Origin of the sequence: Mesorhizobium sp. B2-3-7, from assembly GCF_006442695.1 — a bacterium.
GTDB lineage: Bacteria > Pseudomonadota > Alphaproteobacteria > Rhizobiales > Rhizobiaceae > Mesorhizobium.
Genome location: NZ_VFVV01000005.1, coordinates 55,593 through 78,365 on the forward strand (window position 1 = coordinate 55,593; position 22,773 = coordinate 78,365).

Genomic DNA, 22,773 nt, shown 5'->3' on the forward strand with positions numbered 1-22,773 from the left:
GTCCCCGCTTGATCGATATCGTTCAGGAGCGTTTGCGCGCCGGTTCGGCATCGCCGGCTTCAGAGCGTTGCCTGAGCCTGAGCCGCGATACGCGCTGCCAGTCGCCGCTGCGCTCGGCTTGCGCCATCGACCGCTCGACATAGATCATGTGGTCCATCGCCGCCTGCCGCGCGCCGGCCGGGTCGCCGGCCTTGACCGCGATGTGGATCGCCCGGTGCTGGGCCAGCAGCGCATCGCGCGCGCCGGGCACCGTGAACACCAGCAACCGGTTCTGGAACACGCCTTCCGACAGCAGCCTGTAGCAGGAGCGCAGCGTATGCAGGAGCAGGATGTTGTGCGCGCATTCGCAGATCGCATGATGGAATTCGACGTCGATCTCGGCTTCGTCGTCGAAATCCCCGGTGCGGTGCGCTTCGTCCATGCGTGCCATGATGCGGTCGAGCAGGGCCAGGTCCTCCGGCGTGGCGCGCCGCGCCGCATATTCGGCGGCGATCCCCTCCACCTCGCGGCGATATTCCAGGTAATCGGCCACCGCCTTGCGATGCGTCGAGATCAGGTCCGCCACCGGCTTGGTGAACAGCTGGCCGATGATGTCGGCTACATATGTGCCGCCGCCCGGCCGCGTCGTCAAAAGGCCGCGTCCCTCGAGCGCCTTCAGCGCGTCGCGCAGGATCGGCCGGGACACATCGAACTGGCGTGCCAGCTCGCGCTCGCCAGGCAGCCGGTCGCCGGTGCGCAGCACGCCTTCGAGGACGAGGCTTTCGATCTGCTGCACCACCTCGTCGGCGGTTCGCGAGTGCTCGATCCTGGAAAAAATGTCGCTCAACGGCATGCCTGGGAGTGTTGAACCGGTGTCACGCAAGATAAAGCCAGCGTCGCCAACTGGTCAAATTATTTATCCAATTGGTCGAAGCGTGTCGGCTTCCCCGCTCGCGCCCATATCGTCTTCGGCTAAACTTTGCTGTTTGCGTCAGGAGCCTATTGGCTCTAGAGGACGCAACTGCAAGAGGGTTCAAAGAAACCCGGGGAACAAGCCGTGTCGCACGACCCGTCCAATCTCGAATTTCAGCCGCGCGCCAAGGGCAGCGTGCTCGGCTTTCCGGCGCATGAGGGACGGCCCGGCGCGCTGGGCGAAGTCCATGCCCGTCCGCACCCGCTGGTCGAGAAGCCGCGTGTGCTGATCCAGCTCGCCTTCATGACCGAGGGTGGCGCCGGCGTCGATCATTCGGTGCTTTCCGAGCTGTCGCGCCGGCTCGGCATAGCCGCGCCCGACCGTCAGGCCCGCCATCACGCCATGAGATGGGGCCAGGGCTCGTTGCGCTGGGAGCGGCATACCGAATTCTCCACCTATCTGTGGGAAGGGCCGCTTGCCGAAGGCGGCAAGGGCCAGGAGGATTCGCCGTTCGGCAACGGATTTTCTCCACCCGGAACCGTTATTTCAGGCATCCGGCTCGAGATCCGCAAATGGACGCAGGCGGGCGAGCGGTCGATCGCCGGCTTCGATCCGACCAGCCTCTGCTATTCGCTGGTCGAACGCGGCAATGCAGCAATCGTCACCGATTTCCGCCAGGATGGCGACGGCCTGACCCGTATGCTGATCCTTGACCGCGCCCTGACGCCGGCCAGTACCGGCGCCTTGTCGCAGCGGCTGATCGACATCGAGACCTACCGCACGCTCGCCATGCTCGGCCTGCCGTTGGCGCTGGCCTTGTCCGGTCGCGCCCGCCGTATCGAGGACAGGCTGGCCCAGATCACGCTGGAGATGAAACTCGCCGAGACCCGCGACAGCCAGAAATTGCTTGCCGACCTGACCGAACTCGCGGCTGAGTTGGAAGCCGACGCGGCGTCGAGCCTCTACCGCTTCGGTGCCAGCCGTGCCTATGACGGTATCGTCGGCGAAAGGCTGGAAGCGCTCGAGGAAGAAGCCGTACAGGGATATGACACCTGGGCGGGGTTCCTGCGGCGGCGCATGGCGCCTGCCATGCGCACCTGCCGTTCGGTCGAGGAGCGTCAGGCCAACCTGTCGCGCAAGCTGACGCGCGCCACCACGCTGCTGCGCACCTGGGTCGATGTCGAGGTCGAGAAGCAGAACCGCGACCTGCTCGCCTCGATGAACAATCGCGCCCGGTTGCAACTGCGCCTGCAGCAGACCGTCGAAGGCCTGTCGGTCGCGGCCGTTTCCTACTATGTCGTCGGCCTCGTCGGCTATGTCGCCAAGGGCGCCTCGATCTTCGGCCATGCCTTCGCGCCCGAAGTGGTCACGGCGGCGTGCGTGCCGCTCGCCATCCTGCTGGTCTGGTGGGGCGTGCGGCGGGTGCGGCGCATGCATTCCGAGCCGACGAAACATCCGGGCGAGTAGGCGCGCCTTTACTTCCCACAGGGTAAAGCGCGCCAGCGGCAGATTGCCGCTACGGAAGGCGTCCGTTGCGTCCGTGTCCGCTCTCGGTCAAAGCGGGGTTTGCAACCGACGCCCTTCACTGGTAAAAGATTTTGACCAGTCACGCGAGATGAGGCTGCCGATGTCCGGCCTTGCCATGCCCAAGCCAGACGACGCCACGATGCGCCGGCGCGGCGAGATCGTCGCCGACATGCGCATTATCGTGCCGGGCGAGGGTGTGGTCGACGCGGCCAACGAAATGCGCGCCTTCGAGAGCGATGGCCTGACCGCCTACCGGCAATTGCCATTGGTCGTGGTGCTTCCCGAAACGGTGGCACAGGTTTCGCGCGTGCTGAAATACTGCAATGACCGCAACATCCGCGTCGTGCCGCGCGGCTCCGGCACCTCGCTGTCGGGCGGTGCGCTGCCGCTGGAGGACGCGGTGCTCCTGGTCATGAGCCGCTTCAACCGCATTATCGAGATCGATTTCCCCAATCGCATCGTCGTCGCCCAGCCGGGCGTCACCAATCTCGGCATCACCACCGCCGTCGAGCAGGAGGGTTTTTACTACGCCCCCGACCCATCTTCCCAGATCGCCTGCTCGATCGGCGGCAATGTCGCCGAAAATTCCGGCGGCGTGCACTGCCTCAAATACGGCCTGACCGCCAACAATGTGCTCGGCATCGAGATGGTGCTGATGAGCGGCGAGGTGGTGCGGCTCGGCGGCAGGCATCTGGACGCGGAAGGCTACGACCTGCTCGGCGTCATGACCGGCTCCGAAGGCCTGCTGGGCGTCGTCACCGAAGTCATCGTGCGCATTTTGAAGAAGCCGGAGACGGCACGTGCGCTGCTGATCGGCTTCCCGACCAGCGAGCAGGGTGGCCAATGCGTCGCCGACATTATCGGCGCCGGCATCATTCCAGGTGGCATGGAGATGATGGACCGTCCGGCGATTCATGCGGCGGAGGATTTCGTCCATGCCGGATATCCCCTGGATGTCGAGGCTCTGCTGATCGTCGAGCTCGATGGGCCCAGCGTCGAGGTCGATCATCTCATCACCGCGGTCGAGGCGATCGCCATCCGCAACGGTTCGACCACCTGCCGCATTTCGCAGTCGGAGCAGGAGCGATTGAGCTTCTGGGCAGGGCGCAAGGCTGCCTTCCCCGCGGTCGGCCGTATCTCGCCCGACTATTATTGCATGGACGGCACCATCCCGCGCAAGGAACTGCCGCGCGTGCTGGCCGGCATGCGCGAGCTCTCCGAAAAATACGGGCTCGGCGTCGCCAATGTCTTCCATGCCGGCGACGGCAATCTGCACCCGCTGATCCTCTATGACGCCAACGTGCCGGGCGAACTCGACAAGGCCGAGAGTTTCGGCGCCGACATATTGCGGCTGTGCGTCAAGGTCGGCGGCGTCTTGACCGGCGAGCATGGGGTGGGCGTCGAGAAACGCGACCTGATGCCGGAAATGTTCAACCAGATCGACCTCGACCAGCAGATGCGGGTCAAATGCGCCTTCGATCCCAATCATCTGCTCAACCCGGGAAAGGTGTTCCCGCAACTGCGCCGCTGCGCGGAGCTGGGGCGCATGCATGTGCATCGCGGACAGATGGCGTTTCCGGACATTCCGAGGTTTTGAGGGTTATGTCAGCGCCTGAACGCCCCCCTCTGTCCTGCCGGACATCTCCCCCTCACGGGGGGAGATTGGCAGCTTCGTCGCTTCGCCCTTCCGCCAACGCTGGAGATTGGCGAAACCCGGCGCGGCATCCAATCTCCCCCCTTGAGGGGGAGATGTCCGGCAGGACAGAGGGGGGCGCGAAGGAACGCGGCATTCCCGCATATTGCGCATCGGCGCCATGACCACCTTCACTCCCATCACCCCTTCCGAAGTCCTCTCCACCGTCGCCTGGGCGGCGGCGGAAGGCTCGCCGCTCGAAATCCTCGGTCACGGCTCCAAGCGCGGCATCGGCCGTCCGCTGCAGACGGAGCACACGCTCGACCTGTCGAGGCTCGCCGGGGTCACGCTCTATGAACCAGCCGAACTGGTGCTGTCCGCAAAGGCCGGCACGCCGCTGGCCGAAATCGAGACGCTGCTGGCGCAAAACGGCCAGCAACTCGCTTTCGAGCCGATGGACTACGGCCCGCTGCTCGGCGGCGAGCCGGGCAAGGGCACGCTTGGTGGTGCGCTTGCAGCGAACCTCTCCGGCCCGCGCCGGCTGAAAGCGGGGGCGGCGCGCGATCACATCCTGGGCATCCATGTGGTTTCCGGGCGCGGCGAGGCCTTCAAATCCGGGGGCCGCGTGGTGAAGAACGTCACCGGTTATGACTTGTCCAAGCTGATGGCCAACAGTTGGGGCACGCTGGCTGTGTTCACCGACGTCACCTTCAAGGTGCTGCCGTCGGCCGAGACCGAGGTTACGCTCGCCATCCGCGGCCTGCTCGACGATGCGGCCGCCGCGGCCATGGCCCTGGCGCTCGGCTCCAGTGCTGAAGTATCGAGCGCCGCGCACCTTCCGGAGCGGATTGCCGCACGGGTTGCCGCAGGTGCGCTCGGCAATGATGCGGCCACGCTGCTTCGGGTGGAGGGTTTTGGCCCCTCCGTCGCCTATCGCATCGCCGCGCTGAAGGCGTTGCTCGGAAATGCCGGACCACTGGAGGAGATTTGCAGCGAAGCGTCAGCTGCCCTGTGGCGTGACGTGCGCGATTGCAGGCCTTTCGCGGACAACAACGACAAACCGCTCTGGCGCGTATCGATGGCGCCTGCCCAGGCGCACCAGATGGTTTTGACGCTGCGCATGCAGGCCGCCGTCAGCGCCTTCTATGACTGGCAGGGCGGACTGGTGTGGCTGCGCATGGAGGAGGGTGACCCGGAAGCGACGCTGCTGCGCGGACTTCTGAGAAAACATGGCGGCGGCCATGCGACTTGGTGCGCGCGGCTCCTTCGCACCGCGCCGCCCTGCCGGTGTTCGAGCCGCAGGCTCCCTCACTGGCAGCGCTCAGCCAGCGGCTGAAGCACGAATTCGACCCCAAGAACATCCTCAATCCCGGCCGCATGGCCTAGGACATCAAGAGATGCAGACCAATTTCTCGCCCGCACAGCTTGCCGACCCGCATGTCGCCGAGTCGGAAAAGATTCTGCGCAAATGCGTGCATTGCGGCTTCTGCACCGCCACCTGTCCAACCTATGTGACGCTGGGCAACGAGCTCGATTCACCGCGCGGGCGCATCTACCTGATCAAGGACATGCTGGAAAACGGCCGCCCGGCCGACAAAGAGATCGTCACCCATATCGATCGCTGCCTTTCCTGCCTCGCCTGCATGACCACCTGCCCGTCTGGCGTCAACTACATGCATCTGGTCGACCATGCCCGCGCCCATATCCAGCAGACCTATAGGCGGCCGCTGCTCGATCGCCTGACCCGCGCCATGCTGGCCTTCGTCCTGCCCTATCCCCCGCGTTTTCGCGCCGCGCTCAAATTGGCGAAACTGGGCAAGCCGTTCATCGGCCTGTTCGAGAAGATCCCGGCATTGAAGCCGCTTGGCGCAATGCTCAAGCTCGCGCCGGAATCGATCCCGGGAGCATCGCCGATGGCTTCGCCGGGCACCCATACCGGGCAGGGGGCGAAGAGGGGCCGCGTCGCCATCCTCACCGGTTGCGCGCAATCGGTGCTCGATCCCGCCATCAACGACACGACCATTTCACTGCTGACGCGGCTTGGCGTCGAGGTCGTGGTGCCGCCGGGCGAGGGCTGTTGCGGCGCGCTCGTCCATCACATGGGCCGCGAGCAAGCCGCCCTTGCTTCTGCAAGGCAAAATGTTGATGCCTGGACCCGCGCGATTGAACAAGGCGGGATCGATGCCATCATCATCACCGCGTCGGGCTGCGGCACGACCATCAAGGATTACGGTTTCATGCTGCGGCTTGATCCGGCCTACGCCGAAAAGGCTGCACGTGTCTCCGCGCTGGCCAAGGACATTACCGAATACCTGACCGCCATCGACCTGCCCGAACCGGTGCGCAAGCCGGGCACGGTCGTCGCCTATCATTCGGCCTGTTCGATCCAGCACGGCCAGAAGATCACCCGCCAGCCTAGGGAATTGCTGGCCAAAGCCGGTTTCATCGTGCGCGAGCCGCGCGAAGGGCATTTGTGCTGCGGTTCGGCCGGCACATACAACATCCTGCAGCCGGAGATTTCGGCCAGGCTGCGCGACCGCAAGGTGAAAAACATCGAGGCTACCGGCGCTTCGGTCGTCGCCACCGGCAATATCGGCTGCATAACGCAGATCGCATCCGCCGCGAAGCTGCCGGTGGTGCATACGATCAAGCTGCTCGACTGGGCCTATGGCGGGCCGAGGCCGGAAGGTGTCGCCGAACCCGGCCTGATCGCCGCTGAGTAGGGGCCGCCCCGGCGTTATTCGGCCGCCAGCCTGTCGATCGTGCCGTAGGTCGCCTCGTAGAGCGCGCGCTGGCGGCTGAGCGCCACCATCGTGTTGCGCAGCAGGATCGCAACGGTGATCGGGCCGACGCCGCCCGGCACCGGCGTGATCCAGGAGGCCACGTCCTTCACGCTGTCGGTGTCGACGTCGCCGACGATACGGGTGGAACCGTCCGGCAGCGTCTCGGAATTGATGCCGATATCGATGACGGCCGCACCCGGCTTTACCATGTCGGCCTTGATCAGGCGCGGCTTGCCGACGGCGACGAACAGCGCATCGGCGCGGCGCGCGTGCGCGGCGACCGAGCGCGTCATGTGGTGACAGACCGTGACCGTCGCGCCTTCGCTCATCAACAGGAAGGCGATCGGCTTGCCGACGATCTCGGAGTGGCCGACCATCACCACTTCCAGGCCCTTGAGGTCGAGGCCGGTTTCCTTGAGCAACTCGACCGAGGCGGCCGCCGTGCAGGGCGCCAGATCGAGCTGGTTGTAGACGATGTTGCCGATCGAGGCCGGATGCATGCCTTCGACGTCCTTCAGCGGATGCACCGCCGCCTGCAACGTCCTGATCGGGATATGTGCCGGCACCGGCCGCTGGATGATGATGCCGGTAACGCGCGGATCGGCGTTCAGGCCGTGGATCGCCGCTTCCAGTTCGCCCGCGGTGATGGTGGCGGGAAAGCGCCGTTCGTCGAAATCGATGTCCGCCAGCTCTGCCTTGGCGCGCTGGTTTCGTACATAGACATCCACCGCCGCCGTATCGCCGACGGTGATCGACACCAGTTTGGGCGGGAACCCTTCGGCCCTTGCGATCGCCGCATCCTCGCGCACGGAGGCGATGATGCGCCGGGCAACCGGGCCGCCCTTGAGATAGCGGCTGTCGTCGGACAGTGACATGATCGGACTCTTCTGACCTGAGCGTTGCCTTGCCATAGCAAAAGAACAGCGGCAATGGCAGCACGAATGCGAACCGTCATGCCTTTTGCGCGACGTGCGGGCGCGGCAGTGCTTCGTCCGAAACGGAAAGGGCAGCACGGTTTCCCGTGCCGCCCTTTCTGACCGGCCGCATCCCCATACGGCCCGTCCCCCGTTATTCCTTCCGATCCCGGGAAGCGCTGCGCTTCCGGATCGGGTGATTCGCAGCAACTATTATATCACCTCGACAGTGGTTCCGACATCGACCCGTTCATAAAGGTCGACGACATCCTCGTTGCGCATGCGGATGCAGCCCGACGACACGGCGCCGCCGATCGTCCAGGGCTGGTTGGTGCCGTGGATGCGATATTCCGTACTACCGAGATAGAGCGCGCGCGCGCCGAGCGGGTTCTCCATGCCCCCGGCCAGGTAGGTTGGCAGGTAACGCCCCTTGGCGGCCTCGCGCTTGATCATCGCGGCCGGCGGGCGCCAGTCCGGCCAGACCCGCTTGTTGGTGATCTTGTGCGTGCCCGACCATTCGAAGCCCGGCTTGCCGGTGCCGACGCCATAGCGCCGCGCCTTGCCGTTCTTTTCGACCAGATAGAGGAAGTTCTGGGTCGTATCGATGACGATGGTGCCCGGCTTCTGGGAGCCGTCATAGGCGACTTCCTGCGGCAGGTAGATCGGATTGATCTGCGGGCGCGCGACCATGCGCTTGGCCGGGGCCTGCACGGCCGCCGTTTGCACGCGGTCGGGCTGCGCATAACGCGGGCGCGGCTGCTGCGCGACCTGCCGGTTCTGCCGCACGATCCCCGGCGCTTGGCCAAGCTGCAGCACCCAGGGGGCGGAAAGGTCGGGGCTCACCATCACCGGCGGTCTGTCGGCATAGCGGTCTCCGGCCGTGGAAGGTGTGACGCCTGCGGCAAACGCAGCCACGGCGCCGAGCACGGAAAACAAAACTCTCTTCATCGGGAAAGCACCTTGATCGTCTGACAAACCGGGTGGAAACCACCTCCCGGTTCAGCGATCATTGGCGCGGGAACAGCAACCGAAACATGAATCGGAATGTGTAAAATGCGGAACTGTCGGTAAACCTTTTGGTGTGGTTACCGCCGCGTTCAGGAATCTGGTAAAGCCAAGGTAAAGCAGCGCAACCAGCGCGTTAACGAATGGAATTCTCGCCATGGACAAGGAAAGAACCGGCCTTCTCGCCGGACCCGACGGTGTCGCGCGCTGCTTCTGGCACGGCAATCTGCCCGACTACCTGCATTACCATGACCATGAATGGGGCCGCCCGGTGGCGGACGACCGCCGGCTGTTCGAGAAGATCTGTCTCGAAGGCTTCCAGTCGGGCCTGTCCTGGCTGACCATCCTGCGCAAGCGCGAGAATTTTCGCGCCGCTTTCGCCGGATTCGATTTCGACAAAGTCGCCGCCTTCACCGACAAGGACGTCGAGCGCCTGCTCGGCGATGCCGGCATCATCCGCCATCGCGGCAAGATCGTCTCGACCATCAACAACGCCAAACGCGCCCGCGAAATGGCCGATGAATTCGGCTCGCTCGCTGCCTGGTTCTGGAAGTGCGAACCCGGCAGGGAGGAACGGCCGCAGGTGGTCGACCTCGCCCATCTGCGCGCCAATCCGACCACGGCGGTCTCGATCCGCATTTCCAAGGATCTGAAGAAGCGCGGCTGGACCTTCGTCGGCCCGACCACGGTCTACGCCTTCATGCAGGCGATGGGCCTGGTCAACGATCATCTCGAGGGGTGTGTGTGCCGCAAAGAGGTCGAGAAAGAACGGAAGGCTTTCAAACGGCCGAAATAGCCTCAGGCGCCGTTGGCACTTCCCAGGAACAGGCCGGCGACGATCGCGACCACGGTGGCGACGGTTGGATAGATCACCAGCAGGCCGGTCACCAATGCGTCGCGCAGGGAAGGTCCGGTATCGGCGTGTACCTCGAACGGTCCGGCCGGCTGGCCGATCATGCTGGGAGCATGGACATCTGCGGCGCGCAGGCGTGCCGGCATGTCGCCCGCATCCCTGTTGTCATGAAATTCCACCGCGCTCATCATGTCCCGAACCCCTCCATTGCGGTGCGCTGTATCGGCCTCGATTATGTCGGCACGATGCCGCGCCGATGGCGGGATTGTTTCATTTTCGGTGCGTTTTTGTTTCGGCGAACGCCCGCGTGCCTTCTCGCATGCATGGAGACAGCGCCTGCCGCCGGCCTTGCCCGGTAGGACCTGTTCGGTTAGGACACGCCCGTTGCGAAAATCGCAACGCTGTTGAGTTTTCAGCAACACGAAACACCGGGCGAATCCATGGCCGACAAATCGGAAAAGACGAAAGCGCGGCTGCCGCGCGGTTTTGCCGACCGCAGCGCCGAAGATATCCGCGCCGTCGAGAAGATGATGGCGACGATCCGCTCGGTCTACGAACTCTACGGTTTCGAGCCCGCCGACCAGCCGCTGATCGAATACACAGATGCGCTCGGAAAATTCCTGCCCGACCAGGACCGGCCGAACGAAGGCGTGTTCTCCTTCCAGGACGATGACGACCAGTGGCTGTCGCTGCGCTACGACCTGACCGCGCCGACGGCGCGTTTCGTCGCCGAGAATTTCGAGCGCCTGCCAAAACCCTATCGCAGCTACCGTTCCGGCTGGGTGTTCCGCAACGAGAAGCCCGGTCCCGGCCGCTTCCGCCAGTTCATGCAGTTCGACGCCGACACGATCGGCACGCCGGGCGTCGCGGCCGACGCCGAGATGGCGATGATGATGGCCGATGTGATGGAAGCGCTCGGCATCAAGCGCGGCGACTACGTCATCCGCGTCAACAACCGCAAGGTGCTGGACGGCGTGCTCGAGGCGATCGGCCTCGGAGGTGAAGGGAATACGAGTCGTCGGCTGACCGTGCTGCGGGCGATCGACAAGCTGGACAAGCTCGGGCCGGAAGGCGTGCGGCTTCTCTTGGGACCAGGGCGCTGGGACGGCGGCAAGGAAGGCGAGGGCGACTTCGCCAAAGGCGCCGGGCTGAATGATACGCAAGCCGAGGCGGTTCTTCTGGCGACGGCGCGAAACGCGCAGGCCGGCCAGGATGCCAGCGTCGGTGCGAACGCCGTCTACCAGGAGGGCGTTGGCGAGCTCGCGACCATCGAGGCCCTGGTCAGGGCGGCGGGATACGGCGAAGATCGCGTCGCCATGGACCGCTCCGTCGTGCGTGGTCTCGAATATTACACCGGCCCGGTCTTCGAGGCCGAGCTCCTGGCCGAGATTCCCAACGAGGATGGCCAGATCGTGCGCTTCGGTTCGGTCGGCGGCGGCGGCCGCTATGACGGGCTGGTGTCGCGCTTCCGCGGCGAGCCGGTGCCGGCGACGGGCTTCTCCATCGGCGTTTCCAGGCTGATGACGGCGCTGAAGAACCTCGGCAAGCTCGACAGCGCCGACGTGATCGCGCCGGTCGTCGTGCTGGTGATGGACAGGGATACCGAAAGCCTCGGCCGCTACCAGAAGATGGTGGGCGAGCTGCGTGCCGCCGGCATCCGCTCCGAAATGTATCTCGGCGGCGCCGGCATGAAGGCGCAGCTCAAATATGCCGACCGTCGCGGCTGTCCGGTCGCGATCATCCAGGGCGGCGACGAGCGCGCCAAGGGCGAATTGCAGATCAAGGACCTGATCGAAGGCGCGCGCCTGTCGGCCGAGATCACCGATAACGCCGAATGGCGTGCCGCCCGCCCGGCGCAGGTCACGGTGGCGGAAAGCGAGCTGGTGGCAGAGGTGAGGAAGATCCTGGCGGCGCAGGCAGCCGACCGCGCGAAGGGTGGCGCTTGAGCACCCCCCTCTGGCCTGCCGGCCATCTCCCCCGCAAGGGGGGAGATTGGATGTCGCGTATGCTTTCGCCAATCTCCGTCGTGGCAGAAAAGGCGCTGCGCTCGAAGCTGCCGATCTCCCCCCTTGCGGGGGAGATGTCCGGCAGGACAGAGGGGGGTGCCTCGCGCCCATGGGCTCTATGACCTCCCGCTATCCCGCCATCGCGGCCGACATCGCCGGCCTCTTCGCGACCCGCGACACGCATGCGGTGGAGGTCGCCGTGCTCCAGCCGGCCGATCCGTTCCTCGACATGGCGGGCGAGGATTTGCGCCGCCGCATTTTCCTGACCGAGAGCGAGACTGGCCAGACGCTCTGCCTGCGGCCGGAATTCACCATTCCCGTCTGCCTCGACCATATCGCCAGCCAGGCCGGTACGCCGCGTCGCTACTCCTATCTGGGCGAAGTGTTCCGCCAACGCCGCGAAGGCCGCAACGAGTTCTTCCAGGCCGGCATCGAGGATCTCGGCGACCGCGACACGGCCGCTGCCGATGCCCGTTCGGTGGCCGACGCGCATGCACTGCTGTCGCTGGCGCTGCCGGGCCAGCCGCTCTCGATCACGCTCGGCGACCAGGCCATCTTCGAGGCGGTGCTGGCGGCTCTCGGCCTGCCGCGCGGCTGGCGCATGCGGCTCGCCCGCGCCTTCGGCTCGGCGACGATGCTGGAGGCAGCCCTTGCCGATCTCGCCAATCCGCCGCGCAACAGCCAGCTCTCCGGCCCGGTCGCGGCACTTGTGCTCGACGGTGACCTGGACGGTCTCTCCGCGCATATAGCCGGCGGCATGGAACAGGCCGGCCTGTCGGCTTCGGCCGGACGCGCGCCGGCCGATATCGCGCGGCGGCTGATCGAAAAGGCCGAGCTGCGCAGCGTGCGGCTGTCCAACGAAGCCTTCGCGGCGCTGAAGACCTTTCTGGCGATCGACGTGCCGCTCGACGGCGCGGCCCAGGCGCTCGAGAGTTTTGCCGGTGCCGCCGGGCTATCGCTCGGGGCCGCGCTGGAAAAATTCGCGGCGCGCGCCAAGGCCGTCGAGGCGAACGGCCTGCCGGCGCAAAAGATCCGCTATGACGCCGCCTTCGGCCGCCCGCTCGATTATTACACCGGCCTCGTCTTCGAGATCGCGGCGCAAGATGGTGAAAGGCCGCTGGCCGGCGGCGGCCGCTACGACCGGCTGCTGACGCTGCTCGGCGCCAAGACGCCGATCCCCGGCGTCGGCTTCTCGGTCTGGCTCGACCGCATCGAGGCATTGCGGGAGCACGCGCCATGATCACGCTGGCGATCCCGTCCAAGGGCCGGTTGAAGGAGCAGGCGCTGGAGGTGCTGGCGAAAGCCGGCCTCGCCATCAGCCTGCCCGGTGACGAGCGCAAATATCACGCCCGCGTCGAAGGCATGGACAATGTCGAGGTCGTTTTCCTGTCCGCCTCCGAAATATCGGGCGAGATCGGTCAAGGTGCCGTCGATCTCGGCATCACCGGCGAGGACCTCGTGCGCGAGAACCTCGCCGACTGGGAGGCGCGCGCCGAAATCGTCGCCCGTCTCGGCTTCGGCCATGCCGATGTCGTGGTGGCCGTGCCCGACATCTGGCTCGACGTCGAGACCATGGCCGACCTCGATGATGTCGCCGCCGATTTCCGCCAGCGTCACGGAAGGCGGCTCAGGATCGCCACCAAATACTGGCGGCTGACCCAGCAATTCTTCTCGCAGAAGCACGGTATCCAGGTCTATCGCATCGTCGAGAGCCTGGGCGCCACCGAGGGCGCGCCGGCGGCCGGCCTTGCCGATGTCATCGTCGACATCACCACCACCGGCTCGACGCTGCGCGCCAACCATCTCAAGGTGCTGGTCGACGGCGTCGTGCTGCGGTCGCAGGCGTGTCTTGTCGCATCGCGAAAGACGCGTTCCACGGCCGACGAGACGATGCTGCGCGACATAGCGGCGAGCATGGCCTCGGTGAAGGAATAGCTGGCGGCGGACAAATTTTGTTCTTGTTTTGTGCCGGCCACTATGCTACAAATATCGGTATGGTGATGATTTGCGCCACCCGCCCGTCGAGGCGGGTTTTTCGTTTCTGCGCCATTCTCATGACCCTGCCATTCTCATCACCGTGGAAGGCGGTGCGGCCCGTCTTCGAAGCTTGGCCCTACCTTCGGCGGGATTTCCACCGTCCCGGCAGGCTGATAGGCTCGGATGTCCTGGGAGGAGAGAGCGATGCCGGTCAATCTCGACGAGCTGAAGAACGCCACCAGTTTGCGCGGACGCGGGGCGCGCGCCGGCAGCGTCTTTGTCGCGCCCGTCGACGGCAAGGCGCACGTCTCGGGCGAGCGCGGCGTGCCGCTGCTCGACAAGACCATCCCCGCGCTGTTCTCCGACACGGCCGGCAAATACGGTACGCTCGATGCCGCCGTCTTCGTCGGCCAGGACAAGCGCTTCACCTGGAGCGAGCTTTCCGACACGGTGGATGCGCTGGCCGCCGGTTTCCTGGCGCTGGGCCTCGAAAAGGGCGATCGCGTCGGCATCTGGTCGCCCAACCGCTGGGAATGGCTGGTGACGCAGTTCGCCACCGCCCGCATCGGCCTGATCCTGGTCAACATCAATCCGGCCTACCGGCTCACCGAGCTGGACTATGCGCTGAACAAGGTCGGCTGCAAGGCTCTGGTCACCGCGGCCAGCTTCAAGACCTCGGATTATATCGGCATGATCGAGACGCTGGCGCCGGAGATCGCGACGGCCACGCCCGGCAAGCTTAGGGCACAGAAACTGCCGGCGCTCCGGATCGTCATCCGCATGGGCGAGGAGAACTCACCCGGCATGTTCAACTTCGCCGATGTGCTGGCCATGGCGGGGCGCGACGAGCATGACAGCCTCGACCGCATCTCCGAGGGGCTGAAGCCGGACGACGCCATCAACATCCAGTTCACGAGCGGAACCACGGGCGCGCCCAAGGGCGCGACGCTGACCCATCTGAACATCGTCAACAACGGCAATTTCGTCACCTCGGCGATCAGGTTGACGGTGGACGACCGGCTCTGCATTCCCGTGCCGCTCTACCATTGCTTTGGCATGTCGATGGGCACGATGGGCTGCGTCACCAAGGGCGCGACCATGGTCTTTCCCGGCGAGGGCTTCGATGCCGGCGCGACACTGAACGCCGTGGCGCAGGAACGCTGCACCGGCCTCTACGGCGTGCCGACCATGTTCGTCGGCCTGCTCGACCATCCCGATTTCGCCGCCTTCGACCTGTCCAGCCTGCGCACCGGCATCATGGCCGGCTCGCCATGCCCGATCGAGGTGATGAAGAAGGTGGTGTCGCTGATGCATATGTCCGAAGTGACCATCGCCTACGGCATGACCGAGACCAGCCCGGTCTCCTTCCAGAGCAGCGTCGACGACCCCTTGGAAAAACGCGTCTCGACTGTCGGGCGCGTTCATCCCCATGTCGAGGTCAAGGCCGTCGATGCCGATGGCGCAACCGTTGCCGTCGGTGCGCCGGGCGAACTCTGCACACGCGGCTATTCCGTGATGAAGGGCTATTGGGACGACGAGGACAAGACCCGCGAGGCGATCGATGCCGACGGCTGGATGCATACGGGCGACCTCGCCACGATCGATGCCGAGGGCTATTGCAACATCGTCGGCCGGGTCAAGGACATGGTCATCCGCGGCGGCGAGAACGTCTATCCGCGCGAGGTCGAGGAGTTCCTCTACCGGCACCCCAAGGTCAGGGAGGTGCAGGTGTTCGGCATTCCCGACGCCAAATACGGCGAGGAGCTCTGCGCCTGGATTGTGCTCAAGCCCGGCCAGATCGCCACCGAGCAGGAGATCAAGGCCTTCTGCGCCGGCCAGATCGCGCATTACAAGGTTCCGCGCCACATCCGCTTCCGCGCCGAATTGCCGATGACGGTGACCGGCAAGCCGCAGAAATTCCTGATGCGCCAGGCGATGGTCGAGGAACTGGGGCTGGTGACGCAGAAGACCGCGTGAGGGGAGCGCGGGGCGGGAAGGTGCGGTTGCCGAGACGAGTGTGAATGTCGCATTTCGGGGCCGAAAGCGGACTGGCAGGTTATAGGCAATGCGCCTGCCAAAGTGGACAATCGCTGGGGTGGTTGAATGGCCGATTGCTGCTGCGCCGCGCCGATTTGATCGACCCATATAGCGTGCGAACGGCCGTCCCTCAGCCGGCTTGCAGTCGCCTAGCCGTCTTCCGCGAAGTGGGTGCGAATTTCCGAGCGCGCGAGCCGCTCTGGAAGTTTGCGATCGGTGGTGGAACCAATTTCTCGGACTTACGTTGCAAATAGCTATTTGCGGCTCTGCCGCGATATCGGGAACTGAGCAGTGGGACTGTCTTGGCAACAAGGTCCTCTCTCGACGGGAGCCATCGGTCGGTTTCTCGTCCCCGAAGCGTTGCCCAAGAGAATGTTATATGTGGAACGGCTGCGCCGGCGCATGCGCGTATTGTTTGGCGGGGTTTGGGTTGCCGAAAGCGACGACGTTCTCCTACTGTTTGAACCCGCCCGCTACCCGGTAGCTTATTTTCCGGAGTCCGACATTTCAGCACATGTGTTGGAGCGGACAGAGCAGATCACCCAACATCCTGATCTTGGGTCTACTTCATGGTACACTGTCCGGGTAGGCGAGCAACACGTGGCGGCCAGAGGAGCGTGGCAACACACGAACCTCCCTGCCCATGCAACAGAACTCCAGGGACGATTGGCGTTCGCATGGCGCGCCATGGATGCCTTCTATGAAGAAGACGAACGAATCCTGGGTCATGCTGCCGACCCATACCATCGCATAGATATTCGACAGAGTTCTCGTCACCTCGTGGTCCGCTACAACGACCGCGTCGTTGCGGATACCAGGCATCCATTGGGCCTGTACGAATCCGGGTTCGCTCCACGCTGGTATGTCCCTCGTGATGACATCCACGAGTCCTCCCTCACAGCGGTAAAGCTTCAGACGTTCTGTCCCTACAAAGGGCTCTGCAGCTATTATTCTATTGGCGACGCTCGTCAGGCGGCATGGTCCTACACCGACGCCTATCCCGAAGTCCGCCGCATTGCCAACCTTGTGTCGTTTGAGCCGGACATAGTTTCGGTCTTCCTCGACGACGTTCAGCTTCATCTCGAGCCTGGCCAGACGGTCGTCCCTCACGGTCCTGATCGAAATCTCGATGTGGCCGAGTTGGAGCGGGCACCTGGTGGAGGCCCCGAAATGATTGCCGGCGGCTAGCTACCGGTCGCGATTAAACGGAGCGGAGCATGGCGCGACTATTGTCCGTGAACGTGGGGCTTCCGCGCAACATCTCTTGGAATGACCGCACCGTATACACCGGCATTTTCAAAAACCCGGTAGCCGGACGTTGTCGCGTTGGCCGATTGAATTTGGACGGTGACGGTCAGGGCGACCTCGCCGGGCACGGGGGCGAGCAGCGGGCCGTCTTCGTCTATCAAATCGCATCATATCGCTACTGGCAGAAGCACCTGAACAGGACCGACTTCGTCTATGGTCAGTTCGGCGAAAACTTCACGGTCGAGGGCTTGCCAGACGATGCAGTTTGCATCGGAGATCGATTTCGTATTGGAGGCGCGCTTTTCGAGGTCACTCAACCTCGCGTCACATGCTACCGGGTTGGCATCCGCATGGACGAGCCCCGAATGCCGGCATTGCTGACTTCCAGCGGCCGGCCAGGATTCTACTTCCGAGTTCTGCAAGAAGGCGAGGTAGGAGCGGGCGACGAAATCCTCAAGGTGGGCGAAGCGAATGAACGGGTAACCGTCGCTGAGCTGAATGCACTGCTTTATTCACCGGAACATCCCCGCGTCGAATTGGAGCGCGCGGCGCGGATCAAAGCGCTTTCGCCAGGATGGCGGGGTTCTTTTGAGGCTTTGCTGCGCAGCCAATCGACCGGCGTAGAGAGCGGCAATGCCGGGCTCGCTCCGCCAGCCGCGTTACACCCTGCTGCTCCCGGATTTCAGCCGCTCGCGGTGGCTGATCTAGAGCAGGAGTCCGTGGACGTCGTCTCTCTGTCGATGCGGCATCCCGATGGAAAACCGCTCCCGCCCGCTCTACCTGGTCAATATATCGTGCTGCGCCTTCGCCCGACCCGTTCCAGTGCTGCGCTATTTCGCAGCTACTCGCTCTCGGGCCCACTCTCGGAAGAGCGCTACAGAATCAGCGTCAAGATCGAACCGCACGGGACGGCCGGCCTTTTTCTGCGGGATCATGTGCGGATAGGCGATCTTGTCGACGTAAGCTCGCCGCGCGGAAGCTTTACATTGCAGCCTGGGCAGAGTCCCGTGGTACTGCTCAGCGCAGGCATCGGCGCGACACCTCTTCTGGCAATACTATACGCGCTGGCGGCAGCCCGGGACACGCGGCAGGTCCTCTGGCTATACGCGGCTCGCGACAGACGGCACCATCCTTTTGCAGCCGAAGTCCGCCGTCTGATGGCCAGTCTCCCCCATGGTCGCAGTTATGTCTGCTATAGCAGGCCAGACCCGGTCGACAGACTCGGCGTCGATTTTGATGCAACCGGCCACCTATCATCATTGGTCTTCAATAGTGTCAGTATCCCGCAGGACGCCGACGTCTATCTCTGCGGACCTGTCGACTTCATGGCAGACATGAAAGAGGCGCTAGCTGCATCGGGCGTCGCCCCGGATCGCGTTCGTATCGAGATCTTCAACGGGAGCGAGCCGCTGAACCCCGGTGTTGTTGCCAGCGAGCGGCGCGCGCCACATCTGCCGGAAGGCGACACCGATGCCGGTCCGCTGGTCTCCTTCGCTCGAAGTGGTGTAGCCGCCCATTGGAACCCTTCAGTGTACCGGAGCATTCTGGAGCTGGCAGAGGCCTGTGACGTTCCCTCCCGGTGGTCATGCCGAACCGGTGTTTGTCACAACTGCGAAAGTGGGTTGATATCAGGCGCGATCGCCTATGAGCCTGAACCGCTTGAAAGGCCGGCCGACGGCAACCTTCTCATTTGCTGCTCGCAACCGACCCGTGATCTAGTCATCGATTTGTAAGCTAATCGAAGGGGACGGACTATGAAGTCTGGCACAGCCGCGTTCGGAATATTATCGCTTGAGGTTGTCACACTGCCGATAAGCGATATCGATCGTGCGCTCCGGTTTTATGTGGACCGGGTCGGCTTTGCGCTCGATGTCGACTATGCGCCGAACACCACCTTCCGTGTGGTCCAGCTCACGCCGCCTGGCTCCCACTGCTCAATACAATTCGGCAAAGGCGTTACGGACGCGCCCGCAGGGTCGCTTCGCAACATCTATCTTGTCGTTACGGATATTGAGACTGCGCGAAGCCGGTTGCTCGAACGCGGAGTGGAAGTCAGCGAACTCAAGCACAAGGCTCCGATCGACGGCTGGGGTGGAGCGTTCGCCCCAGGTTTCGACCCCAACCACCGAGACTATGCCAGCTTCGCGGGCTTCTCGGATCCAGATGGCAACACTTGGGTGCTGCAGGAACGGGGACACCCTGATGTGTGATGCGCGAGCAGCGCTGTGAAATCGCAAAAACGCTGCGGAGTTAGGCCTACTTTTGTCAGTTTCGCCGCGTTTCAGCCATTGGCGGTTCGGGATTCAAATAGCCGAGCAGACAGCAGATGCAGAGACCCAAGCCCGCAAGGGGGTACTTCAGCGCAATCATTGCAGCCACGCCGAAGAGGGCCAAGGTCGTAAGGATCGGACGCGCATGAGCCTGCGTACTTTGGGCGAAATCTTGACGCTGCTTCGCCGATCGAGCAGCTCCCAGATCAGCCCGATGTAGGTTGCATTCACCAGAGAGAAGGCGGCTGCGTAAAAGGCTACGGGCTGCGGCTCGAGTTCGCTCACCGCCATCCAAGCAGTGGATAGCGGAGCAGTGAGATCGAAAACAAATGCGCGAAATTGAACCACATGAGGTGCGGTGTCGTCTCGCGAGCGTAGCGCATGAGGTAGTGGTGATTGGCCCAGACGATGGCGATGAAGATGTAGCTCACGGCGTAACTCAGCCACGTCGGCCACAGGGATAGCAACGCAACGAAAGTCGGCTGACCGGGTGGTCTCAACTCCAGCACCAGCACGGTGATGAGAACGGCGAATACGCCATCAGAGAACATGCTCAGTCGTTTCTAGAGTCGCAGGGCAAGATATTTACGTCAATTGGCTGTCGACTTACCTATCTCGGCTCGGAGTTCCGGCATTCAGGGTCTTGCGAGATAGCGTCTTCCCGTGCCACTCAAACCAAGCGCCAATCGGGAAGGCAATGAAGATCGATGATCCGCTCGGATCCGGCTCACATCTCTGCCGCCATGAACGCAGACGAAAACGACCACTTTCGGGAACGTTTGAAGTTTGCTGAATGGCGGGAAAGAGGCGCATAGCAGCCGTCCAACAAACGCGCATTCGCCTTGCGCCGACCTCAAGCCTGGAGGGCACCGACCTCAGCCCTCACTCCTTCACCGCCCCCCCGTAGAGGGGGCTCGACGAAGAATGATAGAGCACCGGCAGCGGATCGATCAGCGCGCCTGCCATTCATAGACGTTCGGGCGCTCGGTAAGCGCGCCAACCGGCACGTCTTGTTTTCGCCTGCCACATCCGCTTCCGAGGCGCTCGCTCCGCGTGAACGGCTGAGCACTTCCCGCGCCGCGTCTAACGCGGGAAGTCTCCGTCTCTCCCGGACTTACGCCTTGGCGGCGTTCTGTGCAGCCTCGAACACATCGCGTGCGGACGTCGTACCGGCTACGTGCTCCGTACTCGCGACGCCGAGGTCCATCCATCCCGCGTTGACGGCCTCGAACATTTCTTGGGCAGGTCCGGAGTGGCCTTTCGGGATGCCGAATTGCTCGAAGGCTTCCGCCCACCCTGCACGCGGGATTGCAAAGGCTTTCACGTCGCGATTGAGGACCTCACCCAGCTGCCCCGCGACGTCATCGGCGGTGACCATCGAACCAACCTCGATGACGCGCTGGCCCGACCACGCCGGCCCGGTCAAAAGGGTTGCGACCTCCGCGCCTATGTCGTTTGTCGCGACCATGGTCGATTTCCGGTTTGTCGGATTGTAGTAGACCGGTAGCGTTCCGCCTTCGGCGACCTGCAAGCCGTAGAGGAAGTTTTCGAAGAACCCGCCGGCGCGCACAAATGCGATTGGCGATTTCAGGTCGCGAAGACCTTGCTCCAGAAGCGACAGGGCCGTGATCACCCCGTGCCCGCTGGTTCGGTTCGCGCCCATCGACGAAAGCGCAACCACTCGCGGCGGCGCTGCCTTGGTGAGCGCCTCGACATAGTTTGCAATCACGCCCTTTGCTTCTTTGTAATCGGGCGAGGGCGCCCAGACAGGGGGCAACATGACGAACGCGCCTTCGACGCCTCCGAGCGCTTGCTCGATGGCTGCCGGATCATTCCAATCGCCCTCCACCAGCTCCACGCCCTTGTTCGCCCAGTTGGCAGCCTTCTCGCGATTGCGGACGAGCGCGCGTACATCCTTGCGGTGCGCCAACAGATGTTCTGCCGTTGCGCCGCCAACTTTTCCCGTGATTCCCATGACTAGAAACATGTGTTTTCTCCTGATGTCGGGGGACAGGGTACTGCCCCGGTTGGTTCAATGGATGAGTGGTAGAATGGCCCGGACTCGGGGATCGCGCAGATAGAGGCCGCCCCACGCCAGCGCGCCCAGAAGCAGGGAAATGATCTCCGGCGGCGATCCCAACTCACCAATGCGGACGTGGGCGCAGATGGCACCGCCCAGAAAGCCCGTCACCAGGATCGCGCCTAGGACGGCGGTGGCCGGAATGGCGTAGAGGATGGCGCAGGCGAGTATGATCGGCCCCACGACACGGGTCAGGTCCATCGCGAACCCGGTTTCCTGCAACATGCCCGCGATCTGTGCCGGCGCGAAAAGCTGAATGGTGCCGTCTGCCACCAGAGCGATAACGACAAGCGCGCTCATGATCCGGCCGGCCCACAGGGCGCGATGCAAGGTCACGGTTTCGGCTGCCTGACGCGGGTTCATGGTTTCGGACACTTGTCGTTCTCCGATGGGGAGATCCCATATCCGAAACTTACTGTGCCTCCTGAGTGTGATAAACATCGAGAAAATGAACCAACTGTTCTCTTCTTGGAAAACAATACGAGGCACGAAATGCAGAATCTCGAGCACGTCCTCATTTTCATAACGGTAGCGGAAATGGGCAGCTTCACCCGCGCGGCCGATAGCCTGGGCATCCAGAAGGGGAGGGCCTCGACGGCGGTCCGGAAGCTGGAAGAAGACGTCGGTGCCAGGCTCCTGCACCGCACGACGCGCAGCGTGCGCCTGACGGAGGACGGGCGCGCGTTTCATGCCCGTGCCCGCGATCTGCTGGCTGAAGTCGATGATCTGCACTCGATGTTCGCCGGCGATCGCGTGGCGCTTCGCGGGCGCTTACGGGTCGATCTTCCGACCGAAGTGGCGCGCACGACGATCGTGCCGGCCTTGCCGGAGTTCATGGCGGCTCACCCCGAGTTGGAGCTGGAGGTGTCGAGTACCGACCGGCAAGTCGATCTGGTTCAAGAGGGGTTTGACTGCGTCTTGCGACTTGGTCCCATCGGAGACGAGACGCTGATTGCCCGCCCGCTGGGCCTGTTGCGCATGGTCAACGCCGCCAGTCCCGCTTATCTGGCGCGCTATGGCGTCCCTCGGTCGCTGGACGACCTCCAGCGCCAGGAACATCGGACAATTCATTTTTCGACGATGCTGGGCGCGAGACCGCATGGATGGGAATATCCGGACGGCGACGGCTACTCGACGCGTCAGTTGCCAGGCGCGCTACACGTCAACAGCGCGCAGACCTACGACGCTGCCGCCGTCGCCGGCCTTGGCCTGATTCAAGCGCCGCTTCTGGGGATTGGCCAATACTTGAAGAGTGGAGCGCTGGTGGAGATCATGCCCGATTTGCGTCGCCGGGCGATCCCCGTGTCCTTCGTCGTAGCACATCGCAGCAATCTGTCGCGCCGCGTCCGCGCATTCATGAAATGGATCGAAGATGTACTGGCGCCGTATCTCGAATAGCGGGACGAACATCTTCGTCCCGCCTCGAAATCAACATTCTGGGTATGTCTGCCGGTCGGCGGCCCGGCGGGCCAACAGAATGCGACACCGAAACCGGCGGGGCCGACATGAGATATCGCTGCTCGCAACCTATCCGGGGCCGCCCGTCTG

Annotated in this window: 19 protein-coding genes and 1 pseudogene; 13 read left to right on the top strand and 7 right to left on the bottom strand. The window is 63.8% G+C overall.

All coding sequences use genetic code 11. The features are described 5' to 3' along the window. Positions 1-22: 22 nt before the first annotated feature. Entirely contained in the window at positions 23-826 is an 804-nt protein-coding gene (locus tag FJ940_RS11565) for an FCD domain-containing protein (RefSeq protein WP_140515030.1), read from the bottom strand. 210 nt (positions 827-1,036) lie between these two features. On the opposite strand from FJ940_RS11565, the gene FJ940_RS11570 reads away from it, so the two are divergent. The 4 genes and pseudogenes from FJ940_RS11570 (at position 1,037) to glcF (ending at position 6,775) form a co-directional block, all read left to right on the top strand. Continuing rightward, positions 1,037-2,359, top strand: coding sequence for a DUF3422 family protein (locus FJ940_RS11570; protein WP_140498370.1), 1,323 nt, complete (start codon positions 1,037-1,039; stop codon positions 2,357-2,359). Between the two features lie 160 nt (positions 2,360-2,519). After that, complete coding sequence (locus FJ940_RS11575) at positions 2,520-4,016, top strand: FAD-linked oxidase C-terminal domain-containing protein (protein ID WP_140656596.1); 1,497 nt, start codon at positions 2,520-2,522, stop codon at positions 4,014-4,016. A gap of 217 nt (positions 4,017-4,233) precedes the next feature. Beyond that, a pseudogene (gene glcE, locus FJ940_RS11585) lies at positions 4,234-5,438 on the top strand (glycolate oxidase subunit GlcE). A gap of 11 nt (positions 5,439-5,449) precedes the next feature. Beyond that, on the top strand, positions 5,450-6,775 hold the full coding sequence (glcF, locus tag FJ940_RS11590; protein WP_140656598.1) for a glycolate oxidase subunit GlcF: 1,326 nt from the start codon (positions 5,450-5,452) through the stop codon (positions 6,773-6,775). A 14-nt stretch (positions 6,776-6,789) separates the two neighbouring features. Here glcF and FJ940_RS11595 read toward each other — a convergent pair whose 3' ends face one another. Together FJ940_RS11595 and FJ940_RS11600 are read right to left on the bottom strand one after the other, a co-directional pair. Further along, the gene (locus FJ940_RS11595) at positions 6,790-7,710 is read right to left on the bottom strand and encodes a bifunctional 5,10-methylenetetrahydrofolate dehydrogenase/5,10-methenyltetrahydrofolate cyclohydrolase (RefSeq protein ID WP_140524795.1); all 921 of its coding nucleotides are present in this window, start codon (positions 7,708-7,710) and stop codon (positions 6,790-6,792) included. Between the two features lie 252 nt (positions 7,711-7,962). Beyond that, positions 7,963-8,697, bottom strand: coding sequence for a L,D-transpeptidase (locus FJ940_RS11600; RefSeq protein WP_140498365.1), 735 nt, complete (start codon positions 8,695-8,697; stop codon positions 7,963-7,965). A 214-nt stretch (positions 8,698-8,911) separates the two neighbouring features. Between FJ940_RS11600 and FJ940_RS11605 the strand changes: the two genes are divergently transcribed. Next, the gene (locus tag FJ940_RS11605) at positions 8,912-9,550 is read left to right on the top strand and encodes a DNA-3-methyladenine glycosylase I (RefSeq protein WP_140656599.1); all 639 of its coding nucleotides are present in this window, start codon (positions 8,912-8,914) and stop codon (positions 9,548-9,550) included. Between the two features lie 2 nt (positions 9,551-9,552). Here the strand turns inward: FJ940_RS11605 and FJ940_RS11610 are convergent, their stop codons facing one another. Further along, positions 9,553-9,798, bottom strand: a complete 246-nt coding sequence (locus FJ940_RS11610; protein ID WP_140560408.1) for a hypothetical protein — start codon at positions 9,796-9,798, stop codon at positions 9,553-9,555. 249 nt (positions 9,799-10,047) lie between these two features. Here FJ940_RS11610 and hisS point away from each other — a divergent pair, with 249 nt between their 5' ends. The 7 genes from hisS (at position 10,048) to FJ940_RS11645 (ending at position 19,085) form a co-directional block, all read left to right on the top strand. Beyond that, a complete protein-coding gene (hisS, locus tag FJ940_RS11615; RefSeq protein ID WP_140558679.1) occupies positions 10,048-11,553 on the top strand; it encodes a histidine--tRNA ligase in 1,506 nt (501 codons plus the stop codon). A gap of 178 nt (positions 11,554-11,731) precedes the next feature. Beyond that, the gene (locus FJ940_RS11620) at positions 11,732-12,853 is read left to right on the top strand and encodes an ATP phosphoribosyltransferase regulatory subunit (protein WP_140656749.1); all 1,122 of its coding nucleotides are present in this window, start codon (positions 11,732-11,734) and stop codon (positions 12,851-12,853) included. Next, positions 12,850-13,548, top strand: a complete 699-nt coding sequence (gene hisG / locus FJ940_RS11625; protein WP_140656600.1) for an ATP phosphoribosyltransferase — start codon at positions 12,850-12,852, stop codon at positions 13,546-13,548. The genes FJ940_RS11620 and hisG overlap by 4 nt, the downstream gene beginning before the upstream one ends. Positions 13,549-13,794: 246 nt before the next feature. After that, positions 13,795-15,567: an AMP-binding protein gene (locus FJ940_RS11630; protein ID WP_140656601.1), complete on the top strand. Its 1,773-nt coding sequence runs from the start codon at positions 13,795-13,797 to the stop codon at positions 15,565-15,567. A 432-nt stretch (positions 15,568-15,999) separates the two neighbouring features. Continuing rightward, the gene (locus FJ940_RS11635; RefSeq protein WP_246671022.1) at positions 16,000-16,815 is read left to right on the top strand and encodes a DUF427 domain-containing protein; all 816 of its coding nucleotides are present in this window, start codon (positions 16,000-16,002) and stop codon (positions 16,813-16,815) included. 29 nt (positions 16,816-16,844) lie between these two features. Next, complete coding sequence (locus tag FJ940_RS11640; protein WP_140498357.1) at positions 16,845-18,608, top strand: MOSC and FAD-binding oxidoreductase domain-containing protein; 1,764 nt, start codon at positions 16,845-16,847, stop codon at positions 18,606-18,608. Positions 18,609-18,629: 21 nt separating this feature from the next. Further along, a complete protein-coding gene (locus FJ940_RS11645; protein ID WP_140515048.1) occupies positions 18,630-19,085 on the top strand; it encodes a VOC family protein in 456 nt (151 codons plus the stop codon). A gap of 341 nt (positions 19,086-19,426) precedes the next feature. Here FJ940_RS11645 and FJ940_RS28720 read toward each other — a convergent pair whose 3' ends face one another. The 3 genes from FJ940_RS28720 to FJ940_RS11660 form a co-directional block, all read right to left on the bottom strand. Beyond that, positions 19,427-19,696, bottom strand: coding sequence for a TMEM175 family protein (locus FJ940_RS28720; protein WP_246670999.1), 270 nt, complete (start codon positions 19,694-19,696; stop codon positions 19,427-19,429). Positions 19,697-20,259: 563 nt separating this feature from the next. Continuing rightward, positions 20,260-21,132, bottom strand: coding sequence for an NmrA family NAD(P)-binding protein (locus FJ940_RS11655; protein ID WP_140515049.1), 873 nt, complete (start codon positions 21,130-21,132; stop codon positions 20,260-20,262). A 45-nt stretch (positions 21,133-21,177) separates the two neighbouring features. After that, positions 21,178-21,600 (bottom strand): DoxX family protein, encoded by a 423-nt coding sequence (locus FJ940_RS11660; protein WP_140515051.1) that lies wholly within the window; start codon positions 21,598-21,600, stop codon positions 21,178-21,180. Between the two features lie 117 nt (positions 21,601-21,717). On the opposite strand from FJ940_RS11660, the gene FJ940_RS11665 reads away from it, so the two are divergent. Continuing rightward, complete coding sequence (locus FJ940_RS11665) at positions 21,718-22,623, top strand: LysR family transcriptional regulator (RefSeq protein WP_140498353.1); 906 nt, start codon at positions 21,718-21,720, stop codon at positions 22,621-22,623. Positions 22,624-22,773: the final 150 nt, after the last annotated feature.

Coding starts and splice junctions, on each gene's coding strand:
- FJ940_RS11575 (WP_140656596.1), top strand. CDS start 2,520: ATGTCCGGCCTTGCCATGCCCAAGCCAGACGACGCCACGATGCGCCGG.
- glcF (WP_140656598.1), top strand. CDS start 5,450: ATGCAGACCAATTTCTCGCCCGCACAGCTTGCCGACCCGCATGTCGCC.
- FJ940_RS11595 (WP_140524795.1), bottom strand. CDS start 7,710: ATGTCACTGTCCGACGACAGCCGCTATCTCAAGGGCGGCCCGGTTGCC.
- FJ940_RS11600 (WP_140498365.1), bottom strand. CDS start 8,697: ATGAAGAGAGTTTTGTTTTCCGTGCTCGGCGCCGTGGCTGCGTTTGCC.
- FJ940_RS11605 (WP_140656599.1), top strand. CDS start 8,912: ATGGACAAGGAAAGAACCGGCCTTCTCGCCGGACCCGACGGTGTCGCG.
- FJ940_RS11610 (WP_140560408.1), bottom strand. CDS start 9,798: ATGATGAGCGCGGTGGAATTTCATGACAACAGGGATGCGGGCGACATG.
- hisS (WP_140558679.1), top strand. CDS start 10,048: ATGGCCGACAAATCGGAAAAGACGAAAGCGCGGCTGCCGCGCGGTTTT.
- FJ940_RS11620 (WP_140656749.1), top strand. CDS start 11,732: ATGACCTCCCGCTATCCCGCCATCGCGGCCGACATCGCCGGCCTCTTC.
- hisG (WP_140656600.1), top strand. CDS start 12,850: ATGATCACGCTGGCGATCCCGTCCAAGGGCCGGTTGAAGGAGCAGGCG.
- FJ940_RS11630 (WP_140656601.1), top strand. CDS start 13,795: ATGCCGGTCAATCTCGACGAGCTGAAGAACGCCACCAGTTTGCGCGGA.
- FJ940_RS11635 (WP_246671022.1), top strand. CDS start 16,000: ATGTTATATGTGGAACGGCTGCGCCGGCGCATGCGCGTATTGTTTGGC.
- FJ940_RS11640 (WP_140498357.1), top strand. CDS start 16,845: ATGGCGCGACTATTGTCCGTGAACGTGGGGCTTCCGCGCAACATCTCT.
- FJ940_RS11645 (WP_140515048.1), top strand. CDS start 18,630: ATGAAGTCTGGCACAGCCGCGTTCGGAATATTATCGCTTGAGGTTGTC.
- FJ940_RS28720 (WP_246670999.1), bottom strand. CDS start 19,696: ATGTTCTCTGATGGCGTATTCGCCGTTCTCATCACCGTGCTGGTGCTG.
- FJ940_RS11655 (WP_140515049.1), bottom strand. CDS start 21,132: ATGTTTCTAGTCATGGGAATCACGGGAAAAGTTGGCGGCGCAACGGCA.
- FJ940_RS11665 (WP_140498353.1), top strand. CDS start 21,718: ATGCAGAATCTCGAGCACGTCCTCATTTTCATAACGGTAGCGGAAATG.